This window comes from Polyangiaceae bacterium (genome assembly GCA_020633205.1).
Classification (GTDB): domain Bacteria; phylum Myxococcota_A; class Polyangia; order Polyangiales; family Polyangiaceae; genus JAHBVY01.
Map to the genome: position 1 here is coordinate 553,159 of JACKEB010000012.1, position 13,021 is coordinate 566,179.

Annotated in this window: 11 protein-coding genes; 5 read left to right on the forward strand and 6 right to left on the reverse strand. The window is 65.1% G+C overall.

Annotation, left to right across the window (positions count from 1 at the left end):
* Both H6718_14460 and H6718_14465 read right to left on the reverse strand, forming a co-directional pair.
* A complete protein-coding gene (locus H6718_14460; protein MCB9586599.1) occupies positions 1 to 735 on the reverse strand; it encodes a hypothetical protein in 735 nt (244 codons plus the stop codon).
* 129 nt (positions 736 to 864) lie between these two features.
* Positions 865 to 1,578, reverse strand: a complete 714-nt coding sequence (locus H6718_14465; protein ID MCB9586600.1) for a hypothetical protein — start codon at positions 1,576 to 1,578, stop codon at positions 865 to 867.
* A gap of 216 nt (positions 1,579 to 1,794) precedes the next feature.
* Here H6718_14465 and H6718_14470 point away from each other — a divergent pair, with 216 nt between their 5' ends.
* Together H6718_14470 and H6718_14475 are read left to right on the forward strand one after the other, a co-directional pair.
* Entirely contained in the window at positions 1,795 to 2,583 is a 789-nt protein-coding gene (locus tag H6718_14470; protein ID MCB9586601.1) for a crotonase/enoyl-CoA hydratase family protein, read from the forward strand.
* A gap of 34 nt (positions 2,584 to 2,617) precedes the next feature.
* Positions 2,618 to 4,978, forward strand: a complete 2,361-nt coding sequence (locus tag H6718_14475; GenBank protein ID MCB9586602.1) for a DUF3604 domain-containing protein — start codon at positions 2,618 to 2,620, stop codon at positions 4,976 to 4,978.
* Here H6718_14475 and H6718_14480 read toward each other — a convergent pair whose 3' ends face one another.
* Complete coding sequence (locus H6718_14480) at positions 4,979 to 6,043, reverse strand: LLM class flavin-dependent oxidoreductase (GenBank protein ID MCB9586603.1); 1,065 nt, start codon at positions 6,041 to 6,043, stop codon at positions 4,979 to 4,981.
* Between the two features lie 175 nt (positions 6,044 to 6,218).
* On the opposite strand from H6718_14480, the gene H6718_14485 reads away from it, so the two are divergent.
* The gene (locus H6718_14485) at positions 6,219 to 8,594 is read left to right on the forward strand and encodes a hypothetical protein (protein MCB9586604.1); all 2,376 of its coding nucleotides are present in this window, start codon (positions 6,219 to 6,221) and stop codon (positions 8,592 to 8,594) included.
* A gap of 2 nt (positions 8,595 to 8,596) precedes the next feature.
* Here H6718_14485 and H6718_14490 read toward each other — a convergent pair whose 3' ends face one another.
* From H6718_14490 to H6718_14500, 3 genes are read right to left on the reverse strand one after another with little or no spacing between them, the layout of a single operon-like run.
* Positions 8,597 to 9,037 (reverse strand): hypothetical protein, encoded by a 441-nt coding sequence (locus H6718_14490; protein ID MCB9586605.1) that lies wholly within the window; start codon positions 9,035 to 9,037, stop codon positions 8,597 to 8,599.
* Positions 9,038 to 9,085: 48 nt separating this feature from the next.
* Complete coding sequence (locus tag H6718_14495; GenBank protein MCB9586606.1) at positions 9,086 to 9,763, reverse strand: hypothetical protein; 678 nt, start codon at positions 9,761 to 9,763, stop codon at positions 9,086 to 9,088.
* Position 9,764: 1 nt separating this feature from the next.
* Positions 9,765 to 10,619 carry a crotonase/enoyl-CoA hydratase family protein gene (locus H6718_14500; protein ID MCB9586607.1) on the reverse strand — a complete coding sequence of 285 codons (855 nt, stop codon included), beginning with the start codon at positions 10,617 to 10,619 and terminating at the stop codon, positions 9,765 to 9,767.
* A gap of 271 nt (positions 10,620 to 10,890) precedes the next feature.
* On the opposite strand from H6718_14500, the gene H6718_14505 reads away from it, so the two are divergent.
* Positions 10,891 to 12,039: a flavin-dependent monooxygenase gene (locus H6718_14505; GenBank protein ID MCB9586608.1), complete on the forward strand. Its 1,149-nt coding sequence runs from the start codon at positions 10,891 to 10,893 to the stop codon at positions 12,037 to 12,039.
* Between the two features lie 22 nt (positions 12,040 to 12,061).
* A complete protein-coding gene (locus tag H6718_14510; GenBank protein MCB9586609.1) occupies positions 12,062 to 12,979 on the forward strand; it encodes a VOC family protein in 918 nt (305 codons plus the stop codon).
* Positions 12,980 to 13,021: the final 42 nt, after the last annotated feature.

Sequence of the window (13,021 nt, forward strand, 5' to 3'; positions counted from 1 at the left end):
TCAGTTCGAGCCCCCGGTCCCGCCGGTGCCCGCACCAGCCGCACCAGCCGCACCAGCCGCGCCTGCGGTTCCCCCGGCTCCAGCCGCGGCGCACGCAGCCTTGGTGTTCATGCCGCTGGTGTCTTCGACGATGTCGCTCTTCAAGCCGACGAGCACTGGCGCCGCGGAGGCAATGTCTGCCGCGCTAACGCCCGCTTCGGCGAGGCCCGCCGCCACGTCTTCGACGAGGGCGTCGAAGTCAGCGTCGCTGATCCCGAGGTTCGCGTGGGCGTCGGCCATGGACCGACAGGGGGCGATCGATGACGATGAGCCGGCGTAGGTGACGCCTTCGCAGCCGAACACTTCCTGCGCTTGAATCGTCAAGCACTCCAGCACGTGAGTCTGGGTGTTGGGCGTGAGGCTGGTGAACCAAGCGCTGATGCGGCAGTCGCCCGCGATCGCCGGGAAGACGTTGTCTTTGACCGCGCCCGCGATCACTGTCGGTCCGCCGTACTTGGCGCACAGTGACGCGGTGCCACCCGAACCGCCGGAGCCGGAGCTTCCCGAGCTGCCGCCGCTACCACCCATCGCTCCGCTGCCGCCGCTCCCGGCGGCTCCGCTTCCCCCGCTTCCGCTGGAAGACTCGTCGTCGCTACAGCCGACCAACCCTAGCGGTACGATCAGCGCGCCCATCACGAAATACTTGGCTGAAGCGCGCTCTAGGCTGCGCAAGCTGCGAGAAGAAAACAAAGACATCGACCCTCCTTGTGTGCACACGGATCCCCGCACGAGCCTCGGGAAACCAGTGGTTCCCCAAGGTACGCGCCGCCCGCGTGACTGGATCGGTTCGGACCGAGATCGCTCGATGTCAACCGCAGCAGCAGGCTACTTTGGGGCAAGATCGGACACTGACACTGGGAGTCGCAAGCTGCCTCCCACCATCACCATCACGTAGGTTTGGTCGTCGAAATGCCGCAAGCTCGGACCGACGAACAGGCCAAACGCAGCGCGTCCATAGCCCAGCACCGGAGCGCTGCGTTCGCGCTTCCAGAGACCCGTTTGTGTGCTGCCAGTGCCTTCCCAGGCGAAGGCCAGCGTGCCGCCGTAACCATACGCGCGCCGCATCGGGCCTGGGCCCTCTCGGCCGCCCGTAGGCTCCAACATGAAGAACTCGCCGTACAAGCGAACCCCGAGGCGCTCTTCCGTGCGCGGTTTCAGGTCGGGCCAGTACTCGAATGATGCGTAGGGGCCGTGACTCGTCGGGATGTCTTCGGCGAATGGCAGCTGCTCGAGCTCGTAGCCGACACCGATGTCGAACACTGGATCGTGATCGTAGGCCTTGGTGTAGCCCAAGGGATTCACACCGACGCGGGCGGTGTAGCCGAGCAACTGTTCATCGGGTTGCTTCTCACGGCCCGGTGTCTCGGTCGCTGCACCGCCGGAGACATGCACGTGGACCGGCGGGATGGGCGCAGGGCAACCGCTCAGGGTGAGAGTCGCCCAGCCGCAGAAGCTCGTGACGACCCAAGGACTCCCGCGCCAGCGTCCGTCGGCGTGGCTGGTTTGATCGGCGCTCAGAGGCTTCCGCAAGCTAGGCATCGGCGACCGAGAGTAGCAATCGTCAAGCCAAAAGCATCGACATCTGTTTGCTCCAGCGCGACCGGCGGCTTTTGACTGCCGCGATATCCCGCTCAATCGGGAGAGTGTGTGCCTTTGGCTACGCCACACTGCGGGCAGCTGGTTCACGGCGCCGGTCGCTTGCGCTAGTGAGAGAGATCTTCAAGCGGGGCAACCGCGCAGCGACAGGAGAGCCGAGTGACCGACAGCGAACCCCGTGTAACCCGCGAAATCAGAGGCAGCGTGCTTGCCCTGGGCCTGAACCGCGCAGACAAGCTGAACGCCTTCGATTTACGCGCGCTGCGCGAGTTGGCCGAGGCGATGACCGAGTATGAGGCTGACCCGAACCTGCGCTGCGCCGTTTTGTTTGGGCATGGGAAATCGTTCACCGCTGGGCTGGATCTCGCGGAAGTCGGACCTGCAGTGCAGAATGGTCAGGCGTTGTTTCCTGACGGATTGATCGACCCGCTAGGCCTACATGGCAAGCGCCGCACGAAGCCTCTGGTGATGGCGGTGCGTGGCTGGTGCTTGACCATCGGGATCGAACTCCTCCTGGCTGCGGATATCCGCATCGCGGCGAAGGACACGCGCTTCGGTCAGATCGAGATCAACCGCGGTATTTTCCCGTTTGGCGGAGCGACGATGCGCTTGCCCCAAGTCGCGGGTTGGGGCAACGCGATGCGCTGGCTCCTCACCGGTGATGAGTTCGACGCGGAGGAAGCGCTGCGCATGGGTCTGGTGCAACAGATCACCGACACCGGGCAAGAGCTCGAGACCGCCCTGGAGGTGGCTGGCACGGTGGCGCGCCGCGCGCCCCTTGGCGTGCGAGCGACACTTGAATCCGCATGGCAAATGGAGGCGGAGGGCTTCGACGCCGCACGCCAGGGACTGCTGACCCAGGCTCGCAAGTTGATGCAAAGCGAAGACGCCGCAGAGGGCATGCGCTCCTTCGTGGAGCGCCGGGAAGCCGAGTTCAAGGGCCGCTAGCAGGTCAACCAAAGAGGGGGGAAGGGTGGCGAAGATTCGGCGACGCTGGTTCTTGCTCGGTGTCCCGGTGGCGCTCGGCGCTGGGCTCACTTGGACCTATGCCGGAGGCCGCCACGAAGCGGCCGGCACGCCTCAGGGCGCCGCGTTGCCCGCCTCGGCTATCTCCGCGCGGATCGAGAACCAGCGTAGCGCGCAGGATACGCAAGCCACCAAGCAGATCCTGTTCGGCGATCTCCACGTCCACAGCACGTTCTCCCCCGACGCGTTCATGATGACGCTGCCGTTCGTTGGGGGGGAGGGCGCACACCCACCCGCTGACGCGTGTGACTTCGCTCGCTACTGCTCTGGACTCGACTTCTTCAGCATCAATGACCACGCGGAGGGGATCACTCCAGCCCACTGGCAAGAGACGAAAGAAGCCATCCGCCAGTGCAATGCGTTGGCGGGCGACCCGGAGAACCCAGATTTGGTGGCGTTCGTCGGTTGGGAGTGGACCCAAGTCGGCCTCACCCCCGAAACCCACTACGGCCACAAGAACGTCATCTTCCGTGACCTCGCAGACGACAAGCTTCCAGCGCGACCCATCGCCGCGATTGGCCAAGGCGCCCAGCTCCGCCGCGTCACCGGCCAGAACCGCGGCGCGTTGCTCCTACCCCTGATCGACTTCGACCGCCGTCAGCGCTACCTGGATCTCGCGGTGTATATGCGCGAGCTGCGGGACACCCCTACCTGCACCAAAGACGTGGACACTCGCCAGTTACCCGAGGACTGCTTGGAGGAAACGGCCACCCCCGGGGAGCTGTTCGCGAAGCTGAACCAGTGGGGCTTTCCCCATCTAGTGATTCCACACGGCACCACCTGGGGCTTCTACACGCCAGCCGGCTACACCTGGGACAAGCAGCTCGCGCCAGAGCAAGACGACGAGAGCCAGCGCCTGCTCGAAGTGTACAGCGGCCACGGCAACTCAGAGGAGTACCGCGATCAGCCGAGCGTGATCCGCTCGCCCGAAGATCCGCAAAAGCTCGTGTGCCCGGAGTCGAGCCCCGGCTTCGAGCCTTGCTGTCAGCGCGCGGGTGAGCTGGTGCGGGCGCGCTGTGCAGACCAGACATCCAAAGCATGCGAACAGGCGGTCAGCGAAGCCAAACAGAACTACTTGGCTGCCGGCATGTCCGGCCACCTCACGTTGCCTTGGGCCGAGGTGACTGACTGGGGTGAGTGCGATCAATGCACCGACTGTTTCAACCCGGCTTTCTCCAGTCGTCCCGGCGGGAGCGCCCAGTACATCCTCGCGAAGACCCACTTCGGCAAGGCAACGGGCGGAGACGCGGCGCCCAAGAACGCGCAGCTAGGGTTCATCGCTTCGAGTGACAACCACTCGGCCCAGCCAGGTACAGGGTACAAGGAGTTTGGCCGACGCAAGTTCACCGAAGCACGTGGCCCAGAAAGCGCGAAGTGGCGCGACCGCCTGTTCGACGGCGTTCGGAGCGCCATGGAGAAGCAGCTCGGCAGCGTACCGACGAAGACCAGCATTCAGCTCACCTCGGAGCTGCGCGCTGTGTTGCCTCCGTTCGCTTTGCCCCACCTCGAGCGCCAGGCGAGCTTCTTTCTGACCGGCGGCCTGGTGGCGGTGCACAGCGCTGGACGCAATCGCACCCAGATCTGGGACGCCCTCGAGCGCCGCGAGGTTTACGGTACCAGCGGCGACCGCATCCTCTTGTGGTTCGACTTGATGCCGCAAGGAAAAGATCTAGGAGAGGCCCTGCCGATGGGGTCCGCCAGCCCGTTCAGCGCGATTCCAAGCTTCCGGGTGCGCGCCGCGGGCTCACTGGAAGAGCTGCCGGGCTGCCCAGCTTGGAGCAAGCAGGCCCTGGGAGACGCCGAACTCGAGCGACTGTGTCGCGGCGAGTGCCACAACCCCGGCTCCAAGCGCAAGCGCATCCGCGAGATCCAAATCGTGCGCATCCGCCCCCAGCAGCGCCCAGACGAGCCGATGCGCGAGCTGATCGAAGACCCCTGGAAGCGCGTGGCGTGCCCCGCCGACAAGGACACCTGCGAAGTCAGCTTCGAGGACCCAGACTACGTCGTTGGGCGCCGAGACGTCGTCTACTACGTGCGCGCGGTGCAGGAGCCAACGCCCGCGGTCAACGCGGGAAATGTGCGCTGTGAACGCGACGCCAGTGGCAAGTGCATCAAGGCGAACCCATGCTACGGTGATTACCGTACGGATCCGACAGACGACTGCTTGACGCCCAACCAGGAGCGCGCCTGGTCATCGCCCATCTTCCTGCACTATGTGGACCCGCCGCCGTCTGCCGACGCGGACGCCGGGGTAGACGCGGACGCCGGAGACGGCGCCGCTGGGGTAGACGGGGCGACCTCTGTCGGAGCGAGATAGCTAGCTGAACGCCTCGAGGATCGCGCGCCGGTACTCGCGATGCGCTTCCGTGGGGCAAAAGTGACGGGGCGGGCTCACACCCTTGACGTCGAGCAATCCGTCGTAGTCCTCGAGGCGTCGCATCACCTCGTCCAGGGTGCCAGCGGCGCAGTATGTGTCCACCATCGCGTCACTCACCAAGTCGAGCAGCGTCTCCCGCTCCCCAGCCTGAAACGCCTTGCGGATCGCTGCGACCTCCGCACCGAAGCCGTCCGCCTCGAACGCCGCAGAATAGGTGCGCACCGTGGCGTAGAAGGCGAGTGGGCCCCGGGCATGACGCCGCGCGGTGGCGCGGTCTTTGGAAATCGCGGTTGTGATCCCCGCGCCGAGGGTGAACTGCGAGCGGCTGCGGCCCGCCTTCTTCAGGCCCGCTTCGACGTGGGGCAGGGTGAACTCCTTCAAGGCTCGCGGGGAAATGAACACATGGCCCAACACGCCGTCGGCCACTTCGCCTGCAAGCTCCAGCATGCGCGGCTGGTTCGCCCCCAGGTAGATCGGAATGGGAGTCGCGGGGCCCTTACCGGGGCGGCGATAGGAGTCTATATCCGCATGGATGAACTCACCGTGGTAGTTGATGGGCTCCGCTGTGTGAGCCTTGGCAAAGAAGAGCCTCAAGAACTCGATCAGCTCGCGCATGTGTCGCACCGGTCCGCCGAAGTTCGTGACGCCATGCCAGCGCTGATTCAGCTGCTTCACGCCAGTGCCCAGGCCGAGCACGAAGCGTCCGTTGCCGTCGGAGCGTCGTGTGAGCTGGTCCAAGTCGAGGGCCGCAACGCCCAGCGCCATCGGACTTCGCACGAAGCCCAGCACCACGCCGGTGCCGAGGGTGATGCTCTTGGTCGCTGGCGCCACCGCCGCAAGCTGCACCCAGGGGTTGGTGTAGAGCTCCGAGGCCCACAACGACTCCACGCCCGCTGCTTCAGCCTCACGCGCCGACTCCACGAGTTCTCGCGCGTCGAGCCCGGTTAGATGCATGGAAATGCGGTGCTTGGTGCGAGGCTGCGTGCCCGAAGGGAGATCCGACATGCCGCGGAGCGTACAACGCCTCGCGCGCTCTGCGACGCGTTTCGGTGACCCAGCCTCGGCGCAGAGTTTCCGCGCGTGGAGCTACGCACGCGCTTGGTTCAAGCCTCAACGTAATCGCGATCTCGCGCTCCAACGCGATTGCTTTGCTCTGGCCGAGCGTTTACCTAGCCTCGCGATGACTGTTCTGGGGTTTGGGGTGAGGCGCTCCGTTTCGCGCCGAGTGGCCGCTGTGCGACCGCTGTTTCTACTCGGGCTAGGCGCTGCGCTGGCGCTCGGCTGCAGCCCGACACAAAACGTGCGGGCGCTTCGCGCGTACGCCTACGAAGATCCGAACCTGCCGGTCGCCATCGATCGCGTGAAGGATCTCTACGCGACCCTGGACCTCGTGGATCGGCTACTGCTCGAGACGCCCTACACTCCAGGCGACGAGTGGATCCAAAAGCTACCACTCAGCGATCGTGAAGCGGAGCGCATCCGAGAGCAAATCCGAGGCCGGGAGCCGTACACCAGCCGTGAGTACGAGGTTCCGATCCTGAAGATCTACCGCATTCACCTCGAGCGCGTCCTGCTCGACGTCCGCCGTAGCAAGCCGAAGTACGATCTCGACGCGGAGCCGGAAGAGGACCCGAAGGAAGAGAGCTCGAGCTACGCCCCTGAGGATATTGCCGCGCGGCAATTTATTGCGGTGCCGGGCAAACCGGTCAAGCCGGAGGACATCGACCTCGACGAAGAGGAAGAGCCTCCGCCGAAGAAGCCCGGCTCGAGCGACAAGCCCTCAGCGAGTGACAGCGACGTCTCCCCCGATACAGAAGAAGAGGAGGAAGACGCACCGCGCAGCGCTGGCAGCTACCCGAACCTGTTCAAGGCCCTCGCGAGTCTAGATCCCAAGCTCGCCAGCCTGGAGGCTCAGTGGAACACGTACGCCAAGCGTCAGCGGATTGTGCTGCTCGCCAAAGCTCAGCTCGCTGAGGCGGAGAAGCAGTACCCCTCAGCGCCGTTCTTTTTGCCGCAGGCCGATCACCCCGCCGTGCAAAACGCTCGTGCGAGCCTGAAGGCGGCGGAGAAGCAAGCCGAGGAGACTGGTGCGAGCATCCAGGCGAACATCCAGACGCTCAAGGAAGAACGGCCGCGCGGCGACGATCAGCGCACCATCGCCAAAGACGCGCTGATCATCACTTCGGTGCTTGCACGCATCGAGATGGAAGCCCTGGCCATGGTGCCCATCATCAGCGTCCAGGCGGCGCGCCTGGTGCCCAATGCGCCCGCGATCATGACTGGAATGGGCGACGCGTTGGAGGCCAGCGCGAGTCCGAGCGAGGTCGCCTCGGATCTGACCGCGCTGCCCACGCGCGTGACGGCGATCGAAGAGCGCTTGAGCCGCCAGCTCGCCGTGCTCGAACCGTTGGGCAACGCGCTCGCGAGCTACGAGAGGAAGAACCTCGAGGACACCGCAGGCTTCGCGTGGAAGGAGAGCGCTGTCGATCAGGTCGCAGGCATCACGTTCGACTCGCTGCGAGTCGACCTGGCCGGGGGCGCGGAAGCCTTCTTCTACAGTGGTCTGGGCGCGGACGAGCAGCGCAGCAGCGACAAGGTTAGCTACGACTACACGGGTCGCACTCGCAAGCTCGACTACGAGGTGAGCCCAATCCTGCTGGCCACGGCGCACCTGCGCGTGAACTTCGATTGGCTTCAGTTACCCGATGCAGCCGGCCTCGACTTGGGTTTCGCCACGGACCGCGTGTTCAACAGTGGCGGCTCGATCGAGAAGGGGAGCCTCGGAAACGAGCTCGGCGCCGAGGGCCTCACCAGCGAAGCGATCAACATCGGTCTCGCCGTGCTGGGCGTGAAGACCAACGTGCGCATCGCGAACTTCAACGCAGGTGAAGCGGTGGTGCGCGACGTCGCGACCGACGCGGAAGTCGCGCGGGCGCCGTTCAAGTTCAAGATGACGCAGATCGACATCGGGTACGACCTCTCCTTCGCCATGGGTGAGGGCGCCGGGCGCGCCTACATCGAGGAGCTAGTCGTCGGCGGGCGCTATTTCGACTACCAGCTGCCGCGTATCCTCTACGAGTTCCAGGACACGAATCCCTCGCCAGACCAGGCAAACTACGCGTTCTTGCGGCAATCGCCGCCGCAGTTCGTGAACAGCAAGTACTACATGGCGGGCGTTACCGCGCGGTTTGGTCCTGGAGAGACCAAGCAGTTTGCGCCCTTCTTCGACATGGCGCTGTACCTTGGTGGCGGCCCGACTTCTTACTACTTCCTCACGGGAGACCCGCTGACCACGGGCCCCGATGTAGAGCAGAACCGCGAGCGCGCGTCGACCACCGCCGTCGCTGCTGACCTCGGATTCGGCCTCGGCGCACGCTACCGCGTGTTCAAGACGGGGAGTCGCCTGCGGCTCTACATTAACGGCGTTTACCGTGCGGAACTCATTGGGTCGAGCTTGACCGCGGGCGGCGGCTCTGAAGAGGACAACCGCGCGATCGACTTTGGCGGCTCAGACCTCTTCCACGGCCCCGAGTTCACCTTCAGCGGCGCGTTCTGACCTCAGTAGCCGACGTCGAACTCGCCGGGGCGGGGATAGATCACAGGCGCGGACGCGCTCGGGGACACGGGCCCAGGAGGTGCCGTAGTCGTGGCAGGCGGTGTGGCCGTGGCAGGCGGCGCGGGCAGGGGAGTGCTTGGCGCCGCACCCCCACGCACCGACCACGCGTCGCTGTAGCTCGGCGGGCGACAGCGCACGAAGAAGTTCCCTTGAGACACGCTGTGGGTGCGCCCCACGTCGTAGCCCCCAGGGCAGGCCTCGCCGGCGGCTTGGTAGCAGAGCCCTTCGTCGCCAGCGCAGCTCACGTGGAGCATCTGAGAGCCGTCAGGACCGATGATCGGGCGCACCGTGGCCGCGCGTGGTGGTTGAGTTCGCGCGCAGCCGAGCACGGCCAGCGCAAGACTGGTGACGAGCAGCGCGCTCAGGACCAAACTGGACTTCACCCGGGAAGCAGACCCCGAAGCGGGGCCTCGCGCAAGGCGCCTGTCGCCTCACAAGCGGTCGAACGCCCAGACCGCACGGACCCGACAGCTCGGATGCAGCGGGCTCGGCGGACGGTGCTCGGCGCTGAATATCTCCGCAAATGCTTCCGCGCCGGGTTGCTTGCTCTCGTAGAGGGCCAAGAACTCCGCTGCCCGAATGCCGGAGCCTGGTGTTGCCGGGCTCGTGCGAAGGAAGCGTCGCGCTGTCGCGTAGATCCCCGGTGCTAGCGCCTCTGGAGCGTGCACTTCGTCGTACCAATCCTGGAACGCATCGACGTCGCTCGGGTTCGAGCAGTCTGTCAGCGCAACCATCAGCCCAGCCAGCGACTCCGACGTGTTCGTCGTGGCGAGCCTGCCGGTGTGCGCGTAGCTGGCGATGAAGTGAGTGACGGCGTTCCTCTCCCCCAAACCCGCCTGGAAGTGTGCTTCGAAGGCCTCCACCAACCCGCTCGGTTCAATCTCCGGGGGCGGAACCCAGACCGCGAGCAGCGTCGGTTGCTCAGGCAAACGTAGGCTCTCGAGCAGGGCGCGGGGTACGCCGCTCGAGGTCCCATAAGTCAAGAGCGAGCCCCCAAGAGCGCTGTCGCGCGGAAACGAAGCAATCGTGCTGCCCTCGCCAGCGCTGTTCGCCTCGGAAGCGCTGCCAACCCAGAGGACCAGGCGATCGATCTCTGCCAGCCGCGTCATGTCACTTGCCTTTGAACACCGGCTTGCGCTTCTCGGCGAAGGCGCGCGGGCCCTCCTTCGCGTCTTCCGTGGCCAAGATGGGCCAGCCGATCTCGAGCTCCTTCTTCAAGGCTTCCGCTTCCGGCAGGCCCTCCGTCTCTTGCACCGAGCGCTTCATGGCTTGCACGGCGAGCGGCCCGTTGCCGGCGATCACTTCGGCGATCTTGCGTGCCTCTTCCAGGGCGGTTCCCTTCGGAACCACGCGGTTGATGAGTCCGAGCTTCTCGGCGTCTTCTGCCGTGAGGTGCTTGCCGGTGAACAACATCTCCATCGCATGGCAGAACGGGATTTGCCGACGCAGGCGCACGGTGGAGCCACCGAGGGGAAACAACGCCCAGCGCGCTTCGGCGACGCCTAGCTTGGCGCCTTCACCGACGATGCGGATGTCCGTCGCCTGGAGGATCTCCGTCCCACCGGCGATGGCCGTGCCCTCCACCGCCGCGATCAGCGGCTTCTTCAGCTGATAGGAGCGAAGCAATGCCTTCCAGTGCAGCTCCGGTTCCTGCTTCAGGCGCTCGGTCCATTCGTTCTGAGGACGGGGCCCAGCCATCTCCTTCAGGTCGCTGCCCGCGCAGAAGTGGCCTGCCGCGCCGGTCAAGATCGCCACGCGTACTTCCGGGTCCTGATCGATGCGATCCCAGGCGTCCGCCATGCGCACCAGCATCTCCAGGTTGAATGCGTTTCGCGCCTCAGGTCGATTCATCGTCACGGTGACGATGTGGCCCTCCTGCTCGACCAGCAGGCACTCTTGGCTGTCGCTCACGGCTGCTCGCTCCTCACTCGATGACGCGCTGGGTAGAGCACGTCGAAAACCCATGGAACTCGGCTCGTTGCAGCATAGAACACGTTTCACTTTCAGGAGCAAGGGGCCTTGCCCGACAAAGTGAAACGTGTTCTATTTTCTCGGTCCGGCGCCGCCCCCCGAGTGGCGGGGCCCCGGACGTCGGATCGGGAACCAGCGCCCAGGCTTGTGCTTCGCCGCGGGCTGGCTCACGAAACGAAAAACAGGAGTGGGCATGACTCAAGTGATCCCGACCGACGTGCAAACCACCAAGCAGTCTCAGAGCAGCATCCCGAGCGGGGAAGACATGGTGCTGCGGGCGAATGAGCTGCTACCGACACTCAAGAGTCGTACCGCGCAGGCAGACGAGCTGCGTCGCTTGCCCGACGAGACCGTCGCAGAGATGAAGCGTCTCGGCTTCTTCCGCATGTTGCAGCCAGCGCGCTGGGGTGGCTACGAGCTCGACCCGCAGTACTTCTTCAGGTCGCAGTGGACCATCGCTTCGGCCTGTCCCAGCACCGCGTGGGTGCTCGGCGTGGTCGCGGTGCACTCGTGGCAGCTCGCGCTGTTCCCCCTGGAAGCGCAGGAGGAGGTCTGGGGTAAGGACACTGACGTGCTCATCTCGAGCTCGTACGCGCCGACGGGCAAGATCGAAAAGGTCGATGGCGGCTACAAGGTGAGCGGGCGCTGGAGCTTCTCCAGCGGCTCGGACCACTGCGACTGGGTGTTTCTCGGCGGATTCGTGCCAACCGAGGGTGGCCCGCCGGACATGCGCACGTTCTTGCTGCCCAAGCGCGACTACGTGATCGATGACAACTGGCACACCATGGGACTGCGCGGCACCGGCAGCAAGGACATCGTGGTCGACGGTGCCTTCGTCCCGGAGCACCGCACCCACAAGTTCAGCGACGGCTTCAAGCAGAAGAGCCCGGGAAATGAGCTGAATCCGGCACCACTCTTCAAGCTACCGTTCGGGCAGATCTTCGTGCGCTCGGTGTCCACCAGCGCCATCGGCATCGCTCAGGGCGCGCTGAACGCGTTCCTCGACATCGCGAAGAGCCGTATCGCGGCCAGTGACGGCAGCAAGGTGTTCCTCGACCCCACCACACAGGTCGTTGCGAGCGAGGCTGAAGCCACCATCGACGAGTGTCGCGTGGTGTTGCTCCGCGCGTTCGACCAGATGATGGCCGCGGTGCGCGCCGGGGAGCAAATCCCGATCGATCTGCGGGTCAAGTACCGCTACGAGTCGGGCATCGTCGCCACCAAGTGCATGGGCGTGGTCGACCAACTGATGAGCGCCAGCGGCGGCCGCGCGATCTTCCAAGGCGCGCCAATCCAGCGATACTTCCTGGATGTGCACTGCGCTCGCGCCCACTACGCAAACAACCCCGACAAGCCGGCGCGGAACTACGGCGGCGTGCAGCTTGGACAGAAGACCACCGACTTCTTCATCTGAAGCACGGTACCGTAAGGAAACAATGCAGGCATCACCGGTGCAGGGCGTCACTCAGCTGGGCTACATGGGCTTCGAGGTCAAGAGCCTCGAACTCTGGGAGAAGTTCGCGACCGACGTCTTGGGGCTCGGGATCCGCGAGCGTGACCCGGGCGGCGCCTTGCGTCTGTGTCTGGACAGCTACAAGCAGCGCTTCTTCGTCTCCGAAGGTCCCCTGAACGACGTGAGCGTGTTCGGCTGGGAGGTGGCGGACGACGCTGCCCTGGCTCAGGTGGTCGCTCGGCTCGAAGGGGTGGGGGTGAGGGTGACACCCGGCAGCGCTGAGGAGGCGGCGAAGCGCAGCGTGGCGCAGCTCGTGAAGTTCGAAGATCCAAGCGGCAACCCGCTGGAGCTCTATTTCGGCGCCGAGCGGGCGAATGAGCCCTTCGTCTCCAGTGTGGTGCAAGGCGGCTTCGTCGCGGAGGAGCAGGGCCTTGGGCACTGTGTCGTCAGCGCCCGGGACAAGGACGAAGCGACTCGCTTCTACGGGGAAGTGCTGGGCTTCAGGCTCAGTGACCACATTCGCTGCACCTTCTATGGTTTCCCCGTGGATCTATCATTCTTCCACGCGAACAGCCGCCATCACAGCTTGGCCTTCGGCGGTCCACAAAAGAAGCGCATTCACCACTTCATGCTGGAAGCGAAGCACATGGATGAAGTCGGCTTGTGCTTCGACCGCGCCTTGAAGGCCGGCGTGCCGATCATGCAGACCTTGGGCCGCCACCCGAACGACCGCATGTTCTCCTTCTACGCCAAGACGCCGAGCGGCTTTCAGTTCGAGTTCGGCTGGGGCGGTCGCCAAGTGGACGACGCCACCTGGGAGCCGACGGAATACAACTGCATCAGTGAGTGGGGACATCACCCGCCCATCGCCTTCGCTCCGAAGGCCCCACCCAAGGGCTGACGGCGCTCCGAGCGAGCGCCGGCGGTTCGCGTTCATCCCCCG

Coding starts and splice junctions, on each gene's coding strand:
- H6718_14460 (MCB9586599.1), bottom strand. CDS start 735: ATGTCTTTGTTTTCTTCTCGCAGCTTGCGCAGCCTAGAGCGCGCTTCA.
- H6718_14500 (MCB9586607.1), bottom strand. CDS start 10,619: ATGGGTTTTCGACGTGCTCTACCCAGCGCGTCATCGAGTGAGGAGCGA.
- H6718_14485 (MCB9586604.1), top strand. CDS start 6,219: ATGACTGTTCTGGGGTTTGGGGTGAGGCGCTCCGTTTCGCGCCGAGTG.
- H6718_14465 (MCB9586600.1), bottom strand. CDS start 1,578: ATGCCTAGCTTGCGGAAGCCTCTGAGCGCCGATCAAACCAGCCACGCC.
- H6718_14495 (MCB9586606.1), bottom strand. CDS start 9,763: ATGACGCGGCTGGCAGAGATCGATCGCCTGGTCCTCTGGGTTGGCAGC.
- H6718_14505 (MCB9586608.1), top strand. CDS start 10,891: ATGGTGCTGCGGGCGAATGAGCTGCTACCGACACTCAAGAGTCGTACC.
- H6718_14480 (MCB9586603.1), bottom strand. CDS start 6,043: ATGTCGGATCTCCCTTCGGGCACGCAGCCTCGCACCAAGCACCGCATT.
- H6718_14510 (MCB9586609.1), top strand. CDS start 12,062: ATGCAGGCATCACCGGTGCAGGGCGTCACTCAGCTGGGCTACATGGGC.